The sequence below is a fragment of the Empedobacter sp. UBA7611 genome (genome assembly GCF_002484365.1).
Lineage (GTDB): Bacteria > Bacteroidota > Bacteroidia > Flavobacteriales > Weeksellaceae > Empedobacter > Empedobacter falsenii_B.
Genome location: NZ_DLJR01000006.1, coordinates 1 through 17458, shown reverse-complemented (window position 1 = coordinate 17458; position 17458 = coordinate 1). Strand labels below are relative to the sequence as shown.

The 17458-nt window shown below is 31.7% G+C and carries 13 protein-coding genes and 1 riboswitch; of the genes, 9 read left to right on the top strand and 4 right to left on the bottom strand.

The features are described 5' to 3' along the window. Positions 1 to 149: 149 nt before the first annotated feature. Positions 150 to 3857: a phosphoribosylformylglycinamidine synthase gene (locus B3R94_RS00800; protein WP_291097946.1), complete on the bottom strand. Its 3708-nt coding sequence runs from the start codon at positions 3855 to 3857 to the stop codon at positions 150 to 152. A 104-nt stretch (positions 3858 to 3961) separates the two neighbouring features. Next, positions 3962 to 4060: riboswitch (purine riboswitch) on the bottom strand. Positions 4061 to 4253: 193 nt separating this feature from the next. Continuing rightward, positions 4254 to 4499, bottom strand: coding sequence for a hypothetical protein (locus B3R94_RS00795; RefSeq protein ID WP_038332385.1), 246 nt, complete (start codon positions 4497 to 4499; stop codon positions 4254 to 4256). Positions 4500 to 4691: 192 nt separating this feature from the next. Here B3R94_RS00795 and B3R94_RS00790 point away from each other — a divergent pair, with 192 nt between their 5' ends. The 5 genes from B3R94_RS00790 to B3R94_RS00770 are packed head-to-tail and all read left to right on the top strand — an operon-like array spanning position 4692 to position 9843. Further along, positions 4692 to 6656, top strand: coding sequence for an LTA synthase family protein (locus B3R94_RS00790; RefSeq protein ID WP_291097943.1), 1965 nt, complete (start codon positions 4692 to 4694; stop codon positions 6654 to 6656). Continuing rightward, on the top strand, positions 6646 to 7533 hold the full coding sequence (locus tag B3R94_RS00785; protein WP_291097940.1) for a diacylglycerol/lipid kinase family protein: 888 nt from the start codon (positions 6646 to 6648) through the stop codon (positions 7531 to 7533). The genes B3R94_RS00790 and B3R94_RS00785 overlap by 11 nt, the downstream gene beginning before the upstream one ends. A gap of 3 nt (positions 7534 to 7536) precedes the next feature. Further along, complete coding sequence (locus B3R94_RS00780) at positions 7537 to 8220, top strand: response regulator transcription factor (protein WP_280048993.1); 684 nt, start codon at positions 7537 to 7539, stop codon at positions 8218 to 8220. Continuing rightward, the gene (locus B3R94_RS00775; protein ID WP_280048994.1) at positions 8213 to 9607 is read left to right on the top strand and encodes a sensor histidine kinase; all 1395 of its coding nucleotides are present in this window, start codon (positions 8213 to 8215) and stop codon (positions 9605 to 9607) included. The genes B3R94_RS00780 and B3R94_RS00775 overlap by 8 nt, the downstream gene beginning before the upstream one ends. A 29-nt stretch (positions 9608 to 9636) precedes the next feature. Then, positions 9637 to 9843 carry a (4Fe-4S)-binding protein gene (locus tag B3R94_RS00770; protein WP_286474443.1) on the top strand — a complete coding sequence of 69 codons (207 nt, stop codon included), beginning with the start codon at positions 9637 to 9639 and terminating at the stop codon, positions 9841 to 9843. Between the two features lie 224 nt (positions 9844 to 10067). Here B3R94_RS00770 and B3R94_RS00765 read toward each other — a convergent pair whose 3' ends face one another. Together B3R94_RS00765 and B3R94_RS00760 are read right to left on the bottom strand one after the other, a co-directional pair. Continuing rightward, complete coding sequence (locus tag B3R94_RS00765; protein WP_114999527.1) at positions 10068 to 11651, bottom strand: FMN-binding glutamate synthase family protein; 1584 nt, start codon at positions 11649 to 11651, stop codon at positions 10068 to 10070. Between the two features lie 232 nt (positions 11652 to 11883). After that, the gene (locus tag B3R94_RS00760; RefSeq protein ID WP_291097936.1) at positions 11884 to 13467 is read right to left on the bottom strand and encodes an ABC transporter substrate-binding protein; all 1584 of its coding nucleotides are present in this window, start codon (positions 13465 to 13467) and stop codon (positions 11884 to 11886) included. Between the two features lie 59 nt (positions 13468 to 13526). On the opposite strand from B3R94_RS00760, the gene mtaB reads away from it, so the two are divergent. The 4 genes from mtaB (at position 13527) to B3R94_RS00740 (ending at position 17400) form a co-directional block, all read left to right on the top strand. Beyond that, entirely contained in the window at positions 13527 to 14864 is a 1338-nt protein-coding gene (gene mtaB, locus B3R94_RS00755) for a tRNA (N(6)-L-threonylcarbamoyladenosine(37)-C(2))-methylthiotransferase MtaB (RefSeq protein ID WP_038332401.1), read from the top strand. Positions 14865 to 14974: 110 nt separating this feature from the next. Further along, complete coding sequence (locus B3R94_RS00750) at positions 14975 to 15505, top strand: DUF4136 domain-containing protein (RefSeq protein WP_114999525.1); 531 nt, start codon at positions 14975 to 14977, stop codon at positions 15503 to 15505. A gap of 105 nt (positions 15506 to 15610) precedes the next feature. Beyond that, positions 15611 to 16213: a porin family protein gene (locus B3R94_RS00745; protein ID WP_114999523.1), complete on the top strand. Its 603-nt coding sequence runs from the start codon at positions 15611 to 15613 to the stop codon at positions 16211 to 16213. A gap of 56 nt (positions 16214 to 16269) precedes the next feature. Continuing rightward, positions 16270 to 17400, top strand: coding sequence for a carboxypeptidase-like regulatory domain-containing protein (locus tag B3R94_RS00740; protein WP_280049813.1), 1131 nt, complete (start codon positions 16270 to 16272; stop codon positions 17398 to 17400). The last annotated feature ends 58 nt before the right edge of the window (positions 17401 to 17458 follow it).

Genomic DNA, 17458 nt, shown 5'->3' with positions numbered 1-17458 from the left:
GCTTTAGGATGAGCTCCTAAAACGAGTTCAGGATGACTCAAACTTTATTTTTCAATTGTCATTCTGGATGAAGCTTTAGCGTAATGAAGAATCTTTTTTTAGAAGTTAAATTTTCTAATATCTAACTTCTAATATCTCAAATCTATATTTTATCCTCTAAAATACTCCACCGCATTTTTGAAGATATTCATATATCCATTTCCTGGAATGTTCTTGAATAATCCTTCTTCGTAACGCTCTGGATGTCCCATTCGTCCGTAAACTTTTCCACAAGGCGATACAATTCCTTCTACCGCAAACGTAGATCCATTTGGATTATAAGGCATTTTTCCAGCTAATTTTCCATCCAAATCTACAAACTGAGTTGCGATTTGTCCTTTATCAATTAACTTTTCTAATTCAACCTCATTTGCTACGAAACGACCTTCTCCATGCGAAAATGGAATCCAGAATTCTTGACCTTCCATTCCTTTTAACCAAGGTGAGTGCGATTTATTCACTCTCACTTTCGCTAATTGTGTAATGTGACGACCAATTTCATTGAACGTTAATGTTGGTGTATCTTCTTCTAAATCTTGAATACGTCCATAAGGCAATAATCCTGATTTAATCAATGCTTGAAAACCATTACAGATTCCTAAAACCAAACCATCGCGCTCTAATAAATTGTGAATTGCATTTTTGATTTTCTCATTGCGTAAAACCGTTGCAATAAATTTACCTGATCCATCTGGCTCATCAGCAGCTGAAAAACCTCCTGGTACAAAGAAAATATTGGCTTGATTGATTTCATTTACAAAAGCATCAACTGATTCTTCAACATCTTGTTGTGTTAAATTACGGAAAGGCAAAGTCGAAACGATTGCTCCTTCTCTACGGAACGCTTTTGCTGAATCATATTCTGAATTTGTTCCTGGGAAAATTGGAATGAAAACTTTTGGGTTTTCTACTTTATGATCGGCGAAGGCAAAACAAATTTGTTCTGCTTTTAAATCTTTTTCCTCAACAACAGTTTCAGTAGTTGATTTATATGGAAACAATGAATTGAATGTTTCTTTCCATTGTTGTTTTAATTCAATCAAATTAATTTCTTCTCCATTAAAGTTGAACGAAGTTGAATCATTTGTCTGACCTAAAACATGATAATTTTGAGCGATTTCAGCAGGAATATTTAAATCATCTGAATGTTCAATTACAATCGAAGCTGGATAATATTTTGCTACATCTAAATCAGTTTTGATTTCAAATCCGATTTCATTACCAAAAGCCATATTCGCTACAGTTTCTGCAATTCCACCAAATTTAACCGTCATCATTGATTTTACATCAGCATTAATTGTTCCGATAAAATCAAAAATAGCTTTTGTATTTGCTTCGTCGATTAAATAATCTTCTGTTAATGTTGGAATAAAAACTGAAAGTTTAGAATTCTTTTCAACTAAAGTTCCTTGTACAATTTTTTCAGCCAAAGAAGGCGCAACTGCAAAAGAAATCAACGTTGGCGGAACATCAATATCTTGGTAAGAACCAGACATCGAATCTTTACCTCCAATTGCAGGAATTCCGAACTGTTTTTGTGCTTCAATCGTTCCTAATAAAGCCGCAAATGGTTTTCCCCAACGCGTAGCTTCATCACGTAATTTTTCAAAATATTCTTGAAAAGTTAAACGAATATCAGCGTAATTTCCACCAGCAGCAACAATTTTTGTCATCGAATCAATTACCGCAAAATAAGCTCCGTGATAATTTGACCAACGAGAAATTGTAGGATTGTAACCAAATGAAGCAATAGAAACTGCATTTGTAAATCCGTCTGTTGGGAATTTTTGTACCGAAACATCTTCTGGTGTATCCATTGTTTGTCCACCAAAAGCATTCAAAATAGTAGAACGTCCAACGTTATTGTCAAACATTTCTACCATACCTTTTTGCGACGCATGATTTAACTCTTGCATCATTGCAATAAACGCTTCTTTATTGAAGGCTTTATTCTCAAAAGGATTTGTATATTCTTCGTCCGTAACTTCGATTTTAGCTTGTTTACGAACGCCATTTGTATCTAAAAATTTACGGTCTAATTCAACAATTTTTGTTCCTTTCCAAACCAAAGTCATTGTATCATCTCCCGTTACCTCAGCAACACAAGTCGCATCAAGATTTTCTTCTTTTGCTAATGAGATAAATGTTTCCACATCTTTAGCCTCAACCGCAACAGCCATACGTTCCTGAGATTCAGAAATCGCTAATTCTGTTCCGTTTAATCCAGCATATTTCAATGGAACTAAATCTAAATTAACATTAATTCCGCGTGCAATTTCACCAATTGCAACAGAAACACCTCCTGCTCCAAAGTCATTACATTTTTTGATTAATGCTAAAACATCTGGATTACGGAATAAACGTTGAATTTTACGTTCAACAATTGCATTTCCTTTTTGAACTTCTGCTGATAAATCGTCTAATTTAAGACCATCGTGTGTTTTAGATGAACCAGAAGCTCCTCCTACTCCATCACGACCTGTTGCTCCTCCTAATAAAATAATTCGGTCACCTGCAACTGGTTCTTCACGACGAACATATTCTTTTTTTACAGCTCCAGCCACAAAACCAACTTCCATGCGTTTTGCTTTGTACCCTTCGTCATAAATTTCTTTCACAAAAGTTGTCGCTAAACCAATTTGATTTCCGTACGAACTGTATCCATTTGCTGCTTCTTTCGAGATTTTACGTTGTGGTAATTTACCTGGTAACGTTTCTTCAATTTTCTCTAAAGGATTTGCAGCTCCTGTAATACGCATCGCTTGGAAAACGTAAGAACGTCCACTCAAAGGGTCGCGAATTGCTCCACCAACACATGTCGAAGCTCCACCAAATGGTTCCACTTCTGTTGGGTGATTATGTGTTTCGTTTTTGAATTGTAATAACCATTCTTCTTCAACACCATCTACATCGATTGGAACGACAATAGAACATGCATTGATTTCTTCTGAAACATCAATATTTTTTACAACTCCTGTACGAGAAAGATATTTCCCCATCACAGTTGCTAAATCCATCAAACGAATTGGTTTTGTAGTTCCTAATTCTTGACGAACTTGTTGGTAATAATCGAATGTTTTTTGAAGTGTTTCGTTAAATTTAGAATTAAATTGAACATCTGTAATCTCCGTCTCAAAAGTTGTATGACGACAGTGATCAGACCAATAAGTATCTAAAACTTTTAACTCAGTTTCGGTTGGATTACGATTGATTGATTTGAAATAGTCTTGAATAAAAACTAAATCATCCATTTCTAACGATAATCCAAATTGGTTGTAAATGTCTTGTAGTTTATTTTCGTCAGCAGAAATAAAACCTTCAATAATTGGAACTTCAGTAGCTTCTGGATTTGCTGGAATTTCCATTTTCGAAAGATCTTTCTCGCGCGACTCAATTGGATTGATTAAGTAATCTTTTACTTTCTTTAAATCTTCCGCAGACAAATCATCATTGAAAACATATAATAAACCAGATTTTACGGTTACATTTTCAACATTCATCAACACTAAACATTGTTCCGAAGAATCATCGCGTTGATTGTATTGACCTGGTAAAAATTCGGTTGCAAAATAATTTTTAGAATAAGGAATGCTTTCGTTAACTGCATCTTCTACGTATTTGAAAACAACGTCTGTCACAGGATCGACAAACACCTTATTTTGAACCTCTTGTAATTGGCTTTCTTCTATATTAAATAGATCATAAATAACAAAAACCTTGCACACAATTGTAGGTACAAGGTTTTTGAGTTCTATTGTAGTCTTCTGACTGATAACGTCAAAATTTGATTTCTTCTGAATGAAAAGTCTGTGGTTCATTGTATTGTTTGCTGTACTATTTGGTTTAATGTGTTTAAACCATTTGTATCATCTACATCAACAAACAAACTATTTTCTAATGAGAGTGGTTCAAGACTCATTTTGTAGAAAAAAAATTCATTTGTAGTGGCAATTTTTTATGGTCTGCCGTAGAGACGCTCAACCTTATTATGAGCTATACAAATGTTGTAAACTTTAAAAACTAAATCACCTTTAAAAGTGAACTGCAAAATTAAACATTTTAATTAGTAAAATCAAATCTAAATCAACAATATTTTATTTAATTTTTTGGTTAAATATTTTTCTTAAAATTTAAGCATGATTATCAATCAAATGTCCCTTTTTACAACAAAAAAATCCTTATCAAAATTGATAAGGATTTTTCGTTTTCCGTAATTATCTTGTAATTGTCAAATCGTATTCGTTGTCTGATTCATCATATTTATATGATAATTTCATATTGAAATCTTGCATAAACTTTTTGCAAAACGTTTCTATATTTAATGAATCTGGAAAAGTAGCTTTGTTAACTGTCATAAACAAAGTTGTCCAACTTGTATTGTCTTTAAAAATTGTAGAGAATCTTTTCTCCCAATATGTTAAAAACTTTTCTTCTTTTTCATTGATTAATATCTCTTCCATTCTACCTACTTTATAAACCAATTACAAATTTACAACTATTTCTAATCAAAACCATTTTTTCACGAATTATTAACGTTTTCAGTTTCTATCTTTCATTCAAGAATCGCAAACTTAAGATTCGCTTAAGATTCACTTTTCCATGTTAATAATCTATTAAATATCAAGATATTTGAACAATAATTCAAAAACAAAATGTTTACAAATAATTTAAAAGGACGTTACAGTATTTTACTATTTTTCAGTTCGTTATTTATTCTAATTTCATTTATTCTACGCCTAATTTTTGCAATTTGGGTAAAAAGTGATTTCGATTGGAATATTGGCTCGTTATTGCACACTATTTTTTATGGATTGGTGTACGACATTAGCGTTGTAAGCTGTTTCACGTTATTCTTGTCATTTTATTTTATGATTTTACCCAACAAGTTCGTCAATTCATTATTTGATCGAATTTTTGTGTATTTCGTTTATACATTGTATTTGGTAATCATTTATTTTACATTTTTTGCCGAAGTTACATTTTGGGACGAATTCAAAAGCCGATTCAATTTTATTGCGGTCGATTATTTAATTTATACCTACGAAGTTGTTAAAAATATTCAAGAATCATATCCTTTACCAGTTTTAATTGGCGGAATTGTTTTAATTACTGGCTTAACAATTTTTGCAACAAAAAAAGGTTACTTCTTTTACAATACATTTCATAACAAGCCAAAAACAAGTCAAAAAATTGGCGTTTTTGTGTTCAATTTAGTACTTGTGGTTGGCTCATTGTTTCTTTTAAATAATGATAGTAGTTCAACTTCAGAAAACCGATACAACAACGAAATTTCAAAAGCGGGAATCTTTTCTTTCTTTTCAGCTTTCCGAAATAATCATTTAAAATATGACGAACATTATAAATCTATTCCGATTGAAGATGCTTTTGCAGTGATGAAATCTGAATTGCAAGATTCGAAAACTGTTTTCGATCAACAATTCAAAAATCCAATACGAAGAACAATTTTAGCGAGTAATCCGTCACAAGCAGAACAAAAACCAAATGTGATTTTTGTGTTAATGGAAAGTATGAGCGCTTCATTTTTGCAAGAGCAATTCAACGGAAAATCAATCACTCCAAACCTTAATGATATTGCAAATAACAGCATCTATTTTTCGAATATGTATGCCAACGGAACGCGTACAGTACGTGGAATGGAAGCTGTTACATTATCAATTCCTCCTACACCTGGAAATAGTATTGTGAAGCGTGTTGATAATCAAAATTTATATACTATTTCGAATGTTTTCAAAGCAAAAGGATACCACAATATGTTTTTTTATGGTGGCGATGGATATTTTGACAATATGAATGCGTTTTATGGTGGAAATGGTTTTGACATTTACGATCGCGGTCGTGGCAGCGTTTTGAGTGATAAAATCAATACCAATCGATACAATATTAATGATGATGAAGTTACTTTTGAGAATGCTTGGGGAATTGCCGATGATGATATTTACAGAAAAGTGATCAAAGTTGCTGACGAAAAATACAAAACAAAACAACCATTTTTTGCTTTTGTGATGTCAACTTCTAACCACAAACCTTATACATACGAAGATGGAAAAATTGATATTCCGTCTGGAACTGGTCGTCCTGGTGCGGTGAAATATGCCGATTATGCGATTGGAGATTTAATTGCAAAAGCCAAAACAAAACCTTGGTTCAGTAATACCGTTTTTGTTTTTATTGCCGATCACTGTGCAAGTAGCGCGGGTAAAGATGCGATTGATGTTAAGAATCATCACATTCCGGCATTTATCTATAATTTAAAATCGCACGCCAACGAAAATGTCACAAAAGAAGTTTCTCAAATTGATATTTTCCCTACGTTATTTTCGTTGTTCAATTGGAAATATACATCTCAATTTTATGGAAAAGATATTTTTGATCCGCAATACAAATCACGTTCTTTTGTTGGTACGTATATTAAATTAGGAATGAAAAAAGGTGAAGATGTTTCGATTTTATCTGATCAAAAGAAAATCAATCAATACAAATGGATTGACAAAAATTTAATTGATACAAAGGTTGATCCTATTTTCGAGCGTTCTATCATATCTAATTATCAAACAGCCGATTATTTATTTAGCAATCATTTATTAAATGAAAAATAAAATCATTTTTATCATCAATCCTATTGCTGGAAAGGGAAAAGGACGAATGATTGAAACTGAAATTCAACACTATTTTAGTCAAAAAAATGTTGAATTCGAAACATTTTTGACTGAAAGTATTGGTCATGCAACTGAAATTACAAATCAAGTTCTCACAATAAATCCTGATATAATAGTAGCTTGTGGCGGCGACGGAACAATAAACGAAGTCGCTCAAGCTTTGGTTGGTAGCAATGTTGCTTTGGGAATTATTCCGATTGGCTCTGGAAATGGATTAGCGGCTAATTTACATATCCCTAAAACTACCGAAAAAGCTTTTGAGACGATTTTGAATGCAAAAATCAATAAAATTGATGCAGGAAAAATCAACGAAAATTACTTTTTTAGCAATATGGGATTGGGAATTGATGCAGATGTAATTAACAATTATGCGCAAACCAAAACCAGAAACTTTTTGGGATATGTAACTGCCAGTACAAAAGCAATTTTTAACTTTCAACCAAAAAAATTTAGCATCGAATTAGATGATCAACATACATTCGATGATGATTTTTATTTTGTGTTCTGCTCTAACTCTAACGAAGCGGGTTACGGCATCTCATTTTCACCCAATGCAAAATTAAATGATGGAAAATTAGACTTTCTTGCAGTAAAAAAGCTTAATTTTATAAAACAAATTCAGTTTTCGGCTTGTGTTTTAGGAAAACGAATTGAAAAAATGAAGCAAGCAAAAGTATTGCAAATCAATTCAGTAAAATTCAATTCCAAACAACCTAAAACTATTGCACAAGTTGATGGTGAAGCCGTTATTTTTAACCAAAATTCTATTGAAGTTTCGATTGTCCCGAATGCTTTAAATGTTATTGTTCCGAATTAGAAAATGAACAAACCAAAAGTTTTAATTGTTGAAGATGAATTGGGAATTGCCAATTTTATGCTTCAAGGTTTAGAAGAAGAAAATTTATCGCCAACGCACTGTTTAAGTGGCGAAGATGCTTTAGTGAAAATAAACAACGAGAAATTTGATGTTATTTTGTTAGATTGGATGATTTTAAATATTTCTGGATTAGAAGTTTGTAAAGCAATCCGAAATTCTGAAAATATGAACCAAAAAACACCCATTATTTTCATTACAGCGAAAGATACAGTTCAAGATACGATTGAAGGTTTGAATGCTGGTGCAAATGACTACATCAAAAAACCATTTGATTTTAATGAATTGGTAGCACGAATTAACGTTTATCTTCGTCAAAATGAATCAAATAATCTTTTGAATTTCGGAAATATTTCAATCAATCCAGAAACGCACCAAACTTTTTTAGACAATAATTTAATTGAATTAACACTAAAGGAATTTCAACTTTTAGCTTACCTATTCAAGAATAAAAACCGAATTTGTACACGCAAAGAAATCATTGAAAACGTTTGGGACATTCACTTTGAATACGATACAAGTGTGATTGATGTTTTTATTAATGCGATTCGTAAAAAATTAAATCTAAAAAAAGACGATCCGCGCTTACATACCATTCGTGGCGTTGGTTACATTTCGAAAGATGCTTAAAAAATTCTCGGTAAAAAATAGAATTGCGCTTTTCTACAGCCTTACTTTTTCGGTTATTTTACTGATTATCTTCTCTTTAATTTATTTTTCGGTAAACCGAGGCATCAACAAAACGATGTACGAAACGTTGGAGGAAGAAATTAACAGCCACGTTGATTATGTTTTACACGAACCAACATTAGAAAACTTTGTTCAACCGCGCGAATGGGAAGAAGTTGAACATACAGACATTGCACTGAATCCTGTTTTTATCTCAATTTATGATAAAAATTTCAAGCTGATTGAGAGTTCTCCAAACATGGTGCAAAATCAATTGGATTGGAACAATGAAGAACCAGAAAATAAGCCATTTTACGCCGAATATAATTCAATTCAGTTATTAATTTCTCAAGCAAAATTGATTCATCACGGCGAAGTTGTGGGATATTTGGTCGTCGGCGTTTCGACAAAACACAATCAATTGGCGCTAGATTATTTGAAAACTGCCTTACTTATTATCTTTCCTATTTCGGTTTTATTGACGTTTCTTTTAGCTCGTTTTATTGCTGCTAAATCGATTAAACCTGTTTTCAATGTGATTCATACAGCACAGTCTATCACAGAAAATAATCTTTCAGAACGCATTCAATTACCTAAAAATAAAGATGAATTATTTCAACTTTCAGCGACAATAAATTCATTGTTAGATCGATTAGAGTTTCAAATATTAAAAGCTAAACAGTTTTCGGCTGACGCTTCACACGAACTTCGAACACCATTAGCGATTATAAAAGGAACGTTGGAAATTTTGATTCGACGCGAACGCACGCCTGAACAATACAATGAAAAAATAGATTACACATTGAAACAAGTGAATCGTTTGGATCGTTTGGTGGAACAATTTTTATTGCTTTCTCGTGTCGAAAATAATAGTTTGGAGTTAAAAACTTCTTTATTTGAACTAAAATCCGAAGTTTTAAAATCAATTGAACGTTTTGATGTTTTGTTACAAGAAAAACAAATTTCTGTTGATACGGAACAACTTCAAGCTTATGAAATTGATAATTACCAAGAATTTTTTGAGATTATTATAGATAATATTTTGTCAAATGCCATAAAATATTCGAACTTAAAAGGTCAAATCACAATTCTTTCTAACATCGAAAATGATTGCTATGAATTGATTTTTGAAGACAATGGAATTGGAATGAATCAAGAAGATTTAAAATTTGTTCAAGAACGATTTTTCCGAATTAAAAATGATTCAACACTCCATATTTCTGGTTCTGGATTAGGATTAAATATTGCAACACAATTAGCTAAAATGTCTGATATTAAAATGCGAATTGAGAGTTCTCAAAATATTGGGACTAAAATTATTTTAACGTTGAATATAGAAAATTTTTAAGTAACTTCAATTCATCAAAAACCAACAAAATGAGCCAACACGAATACACAAACGGAGAAATCACCATAATCTGGAAGCCCAAATTATGTCAACACGCAGGCATTTGCGTAAAATCACTTCCAAATGTTTACAAACCAAAAGAAAAACCTTGGTTAAGACCAGAAAATGCAAGTAGTGATGAACTTATCAAACAAGTTCACCAATGTCCTTCAGGGGCGTTGAGTATAAAGAAGTAAAATAACAACCAACGAATTGAGAATTAATCATCTTTTGAAACGATTTGCATATGAACCAAATCTCAAAAAATATACAATAAAAGACTGGTTTTTAATTCAAGAAAGACTTTTTCGGATGCTTTTTTGGAACATACAGGTTGTCGTCCGTCTCAATATTTACGGAATATTCTTGAATAAAAAAAGCAATCCAATTGGATTGCTTTTTTACTATTATATGAAATTGATTAATTCACTTTACTTAATGTACGAACTCTAATTTCTTGTAATACGTCTTCTACAGACATTCCTACATATGCACCTTCTTCTACAATTGGATACAATTGATCATAAGACATAATACGTGTATTGTCGATACGTAAATTTACGTGAGAACGATTGAAATCTCTGTGAGATTTAACACCTGTTGCAGAAATTAATTCAGATAAAATATGCATTGTTTTCTTGTGGAAATTATACATACGAGTCGCTTTATCTTCTACATCCAAACCTTTCATCAATTCACGATCTTGCGTAGCAACACCAACTGGACATGTATTTGTATTACACTGTAAAGCTTGGATACATCCTACAGCCATCATCATAGCACGAGCCGAATAAACTAAATCTGCACCAATCGCCATTGCACGAGCAATGTGGAAAGAAGAAATAATTTTTCCAGAAGCTACAACACGAATATCTTTTTTAAGACCATAACCACGTAATGTATCAACAGCGAAAGCTAAACCATCTAACAAAGGCATACCCAAAGAGTTTGAGAACTCTACAGGAGCAGCTCCAGTTCCACCTTCACCACCGTCAATTGCGATATAATCTGGTTTGATACCAGTTTTGATCATTGCTTCACAAATTTCGATAAACTCGCGTTTAATCCCAATACACAATTTGAAACCAACTGGTTTTCCACCTGATAATTCTCTTAATTGTTTGATGAAATGTAACATTCCTTCTGCATCAGAGAAAGCTGAGTGAGATGGAGGAGAATCAACAGTTGTATATGGTTCTACAGCACGAATCTTAGCGATTTCTGGCGTATTTTTATTTGCTGGTAAAATTCCTCCGTGACCTGGTTTTGCACCTTGAGAAATTTTTAACTCAATCATTTTTACATTTGGTAAAGTAGCGCGTTCTACGTACTTATCTGGATCGAAACCACCATCAGTAGCACGACAACCAAAATATCCTGTACCAATTTGCCAAATCAAATCTCCACCTGGCTGTAAGTGATATGGAGAAATTCCCCCTTCACCTGTATTGTGAGCAAAGTTTCCTAATTTAGCTCCTTTATTCATCGCTAATACAGCATTTTCACTTAACGAACCGAAAGACATTGCAGAAATGTTTAATAAACTTGCTAAATAAGGTTGTTTACATTCGCTTCCTCCAACTTTTACACGTGGATCATCAGCATGTTTGATTTTTCCAGCATACATCGAGTGATTTAACCACTCATATCCTGGTTCATAAACATCTAATTGCGTCCCAAAAGGAACTGTGTCAATTACATTTTTTGCACGACGATACACCATACTACGCATCAAACGGTCAATAGGTTTTCCTTCAGTATCCGTTTCAACAAAGTATTGCATGATTTCTGGACGAATACTTTCTAATAAATAACGACCATGTCCTACAATAGGAAAGTTTCTTCTGATAGCGTGCTTTGTTTGCGAGATATCAGCAATTCCTAAGGCAATCAAAGGAAGAATAATTATTAAAGACCATAAGATACCTGGCCAAAAATAAGAGATTACTCCAATTGCAACAAGAGTAATGATAGATCCTACTACGAAAAGTTGTCTTACTTTCATAAGTAAAAATTTAAATGATTTTGATTAAAAATTTGGTGTCAAATATATCTAAAAAAACTCGGTTTAACGCCTTTAATTCTGAAATTATTTCTTTTAAAATATTGATTTCAAACGTTAGAGAAAACTGATTATTTCAAATAAGTTAACAATTATCTAATGTCGTGAAATAAAATGAAATATTATTTAGATTTTTTTAAAAGATGTTCAAACTTTTTGAGAAATGTCAAAAGAATTATTCTTTGTAAACTCTCGTTAAATCCAATAATTTGATTGGTCCCATCGAAAAATTCTTAACTTTTTTATTCAAAAATAACGTTGTTTGATCATAGAATAATGGCAAAATTGGAGCGTTTTGCATCATCAATGCATCCATTTTTTGATAAATTTTGGCGCGCTCTTCAGGATTATTGGTCAAAAATGCTTGTTCGTACATTTTATCAAATTCACCATTTTTGTAATGTGAATAATTTGGACCTTCTGGCGCAAAGTTTTTCGAATAATATAAAGACAAAAAGTTTTCGGCATCTGGATAATCTGCTCCCCAATTTGCGCGGAACAACGTAAATTTTCCCGTTGCTTTTCCATCGCGCATCGTTGGTCCAGGTACAACATTCACTTTTATTGGTAAGCCTAATTTTGCCATTTCTGCCGCAATATATTCACAAACATCTACATATTCTTGCACAGTTGTCAGCTCGATTGGTACAATTTTTTCGTTCGTTTTTTTATAGCTATTGATTAGTTCACGTGCTTTTTCGGGAGAATATTTGTAACCACTTTCTGGCGAATAACCTGGTAAACCTTTCGGAATGAAACCTCCATCTGCTTCAAAAGCTTGACCTTTCATCATATATTTGATGATTTTGTTTTTATCAACTCCATAATTTAATGCTTGACGCAATTTCAAATCAACTGCATTGGGCGCATCAAGATAAAAACATAAATAAACGGTACTTAAATAAGGAACTTTTTGAATCGTTAAAATATTTGAATATTTTGGATTCAAATCTCCGATTGGATTTAGAATTTCGTCTTTATAAGAAGGATCCAAATCTGCCATCATATCCAAATTACCTTTGATTAATTCTAAAAATTCTGAATTTTTCTCTGGTAAAAATGATAAATTAACCGCTTCTAAATATGGTAAACGTTGTCCTTTTTCATCAAACTCGAAATACTTTGGATTTTTTCTAAAAACCATTTTCACATTATCTTCCCAAATCTTGAATTGAAAAGGGCCTGTACCAATTGGATGTTTCAAGAATTCATCGTTTCCATTTTTGAATAATTCTTTCGGAACAACCGAAGCATATTTCATCGAAATTAATCCCAAAAATGCAGGATAAGCCTCTTTTAATTTAATTTCAAAAAGTGTATCATTTATCGCTTTATATGAATCAATATTATTCATAATCCAACCTCCAGAACCTCCAGCTTTCGGATCTTTTAAACGATTAAAACTATATTCAAAATCAGAAGCAGTCACAATTCGAGTCGAATCTTTCCCAAAAGCTTCATGCTTGTGAAAAAAAACATCATTTCTCAAAGTAAAAGAATACGTTTTTCCATCTTCAGAAATTGTCCAAGATTTTGCAATATCTGGCTGAATTTCTAGTTCGTTATCAATCTTCACTAAACTATTGTACATTAAATTGCATGCCCAATTATTGGCTTGTGTACGTGCATTGATAGGATCTAAAGAAGAAATATTATCGTAACGATTTAATTTAAATACTTTGTTTTCATCGATTTCAATTTTCTTAGAACACGAAAATATTGAAACGAATAACATAATGTAGATAAAGTATTTAGTCATTTTGAATAGCTGATTTATTTATGTTTCAAAACTATGGATAATTTCTTAAATTTGCAGCTATGAATAATCAAACTAAAACAGTTGCATTTCATACATTGGGATGTAAACTTAATTTTTCTGAAACTTCGACGATCGCAAGAAACTTGAAAGATAATGGATATCAGAAGGTTGAGTTTACAGATTCTGCGAATGTGTACGTGATAAATACATGTTCGGTAACCGCAAATGCAGACAAAGAGTGCAGAACGATTGTGAAAAATGCAATGAAAGCAAATCCAGAAGGTTTTGTTGTCGTTGTAGGTTGTTATGCGCAGTTGAAACCGCAAGAAATTGCGGAAATGGAAGGTGTTGATTTGGTTTTAGGAGCTGCAGAAAAATTTAATATTGCTGAATATTTAGACGATATCAATAAAAAAGAAGAAACAATTGTACATTCTTGTGAGATTGAAGAAGCCGATTTTTACGTTGGTTCATACTCAATCGGTGATCGTACGCGTGCTTTTTTGAAAGTGCAAGATGGTTGCGACTACAAATGTACGTATTGTACAATTCCTTTGGCTCGTGGAATTTCGCGTTCAGATACAGTAGAAAATGTTATCAAAAATGCGAATGAAATTGCACAAAAAGGAATCAAAGAAATTGTATTAACGGGTGTAAATATTGGTGATTACGGTAAAGGTGAATTCGGGAATAAAAAACACGAACATACTTTCTTGGAATTGGTACAAGAATTAGATCAAGTTGATGCGATAGAACGAATCAGAATTTCTTCGATTGAACCAAATTTATTAAAAAATGAAACAATTGATTTTGTTTCAAAAAGTAATCGATTTGTTCCGCATTTCCATATTCCATTACAATCTGGTAGCGATGAGATTTTGAAGAAAATGAAACGTCGTTATTTATCTAATCTTTATTTAGATCGTGTAACAAAAATTCGCGAAGTGATGCCAAATGCGTGTATTGGTGTAGATGTAATTGTTGGTTTTCCAGGAGAAACAGAAGAATTGTTTATGGAAACATATAATTTCTTAAACGAATTACCAATTAGCTATTTACATGTATTTACTTATTCGGAGCGTGATAATACAGAAGCGATCGAATTTGAAGGAGTTGTAGATCAAGGAGAACGTAAACGTCGTAATAAAATGTTACGAATTTTATCAGAGAAAAAACGTCAAGCTTTTTATCAGTCTCAATTAAATTCTACTCAAAAAGTGCTTTGGGAACATGATAATAAAGACGGGAAAATGTTTGGTTTTACAGAAAATTATGTAAAAGTTCAGACAGATTTTAATCCTGAATTAGTCAACGAAACGCAAATTGTAGATTTGGTTAGAATCAATCACAATGGAATTGTTGAAGTGAAAATTCAAGAGTTAGAATTAGCAAAATAAAATTGTAAATATTAGTTAAAAAGAAGTTCATGTATTTTGAGCTTCTTTTTTTTTGATTTACCTTTACATTTAGGAATAATAATTGTAGTTTTAAATAAAAAATCAAGGTCATGAAAATTATACACTTTACTTTTATAATTTTGTTGTCATTATTTGTAACAAGCTGTGGAACAGTTCAAGTAAGTACAGATTACGACAGATCAACAAATTTTGCTTCATATAAAACTTATACTTTTCACCAAAAAGGATTAGATAAGTTAAAGGTTAACGATTTGGATAAGAATCGACTAATTAAAGCAATTGATGCACAAATGGCTACAAAAGGATTTACAAAAGTAAGTTCTGATGCAGACTTAGTCATTAATTTATTGACAAGTTCTAAAGAACAAGTTTCTGTAAATAATAACAATTGGGGCTACGGTCCTTATGGTTACTATGGCGGATATTACGGCGGAAATAGCGTTTCTTCTTATCAAGCAGGAACAATTGTAATAGACATTATTGATGATAAACGTAATATATTGGTTTGGCAAGGTGTTGGTTCTGATCTTAATTTGAGTAATATCAGTGCTAAAGCGGAAAGAATCCCGAAAGCAATTGAAGAAATTCTTGCTAAATTTCCTCCTCAACCAAAAAAATAAATTTTCGAAAATAATATAGAAAGTTCTTCATTTGGAGAGCTTTTTTTATGAAATGAAGTTTGTATTAAAAAAAGCTTTTATTTTGTTAAAATTATACAATAACTTATGAAAAATTTAAAAACCAATCTATTAAGTTTATTTCTTTTAAGTTTATCTACTTTTTCTTTTGCTCAAATCGAATTTGGAGTTAAAGGAGGTGTTGGACTTAGTAACACAACTATTGTTCATGGAGTTTCTAAAGAGAGAGTTGGATTTTTAGTTGGAGGAGTTGCAAAATATCAATTAACTACTCGAAACGAAAATCATTATTTACAAGCCGAAGTTTTATATACTACTCAAGGTGAATATTCGTTATATAAAGAAGGTGGAGAGAAATACAAAGCTTTCTTAAATTATATCAATATTCCAATTATGTATAAATACTATTTTGATGATCAAGGAAAAGATTTCTTCGTTGAAGGTGGTCCTCAATTAGGTTTCAAAGTATCAGAAAAATTTGATGAAAATGAACCTGAAAGAGAAAATAATGTTCCAAAATCGTTTGATTTAGCTTTTAATATCGGTGGAGGTTATTCTATTGATAGAAAATACGAAATTAATTTACGCTATCAATATGGTTTAATAGATACTTACGACTATAAACGTTGGGATAATGGAACAAATCGTTCATCATTTTTAACTTTAGGAATTACATATTTCTTCAAATAAATTCAAAACCGCTTTATCAAGCGGTTTTTTTATTATCTTGTTTTAAAATTTAGTCAATGAATTTTAAACAAATTATTATTTTAGGTTTTTTCTTAATTAGTAGTAATCTATTTGCACAAAATACAATTAAAGGAAAAGTGATTGATGAAAAATCGCTTCCAATTATTAATGCTGAAATCTATGTCGATAATTCTACGATTAAATCAAAAACGAACGAAAAAGGTGAATTTGAACTAAGTCTTCCTAATGGACAATATAACTTAATTGTTCGTGCAAGTTTGTTTGAAAATTATATTTTGAATGTTAATACAAATCAAATTACATTTTATAAAGTAGTTTTAGAACCTGAAGTGGTAGCGTTGCAAGAAACAGTTGTTCAAGCAATATCTAAAGAAGATTGGTTGTATTATTATCAGACTTTTTTGAAATTGTTTTTGGGAAGTAATGAAGCTGCAAAAAAATGCAAAATAGAAAATTCGAAAGACTTAAGGTTTAAATATGATAAAAATACACGACAATTATCTGCTACTTCTAGAAATCCTTTAATCATTACAAACAATTACTTAGGTTATAAAATCGAGTATGACTTGGTTGATTTTAATGTTGATTTTAAGTCAAATTATGTCTTAACTCTTGGAACAGCACTTTTTACTGAGTTAAAATCATCAGCTTCTAAAGAAAAAAAATGGCAAGAAAATCGTCGTAAATCTTATTTAGGAAGTATTACTCATTTTATGAAAGCAGTTTATGAGAATAAAATTGAGGAAGAAGGATATGATATAAAACGATTGATTCGCAAGGATAATCCTGAATACATAAAATTTAAAGAAGAAACTTTGTTAGGAGGTAGAATTGAAGGTAAAGTTCCTCCAAAAATAATTACTTACTTAGTTAATCAAAAAGTTCCATCTGATAGTTTGAAAATCGTTGATAATAATAATCAGTATCTTAATTTTAAAGGATTATATTCAGTTGAATACAAAAATGAAAAAGAGGATTTGGACTATGCAAAACAGAATGGTGCAAAATATATTTCGAACCAACTTTCTATTTTCGCTATAAAAAGCGATTTATTAAAAATTGAAGAAAATGGTACATATTACCATCCTGCTAATTTGGTTGTTGAAGGATATTGGAGCTGGGAAAAAATAGCAAACATGGTTCCTATGGATTATAAAATTGAATAAAAAAGTCACTCAATGAGTGACTTTTTTTATAATTATCTGACACTATCCCACGAAGTGT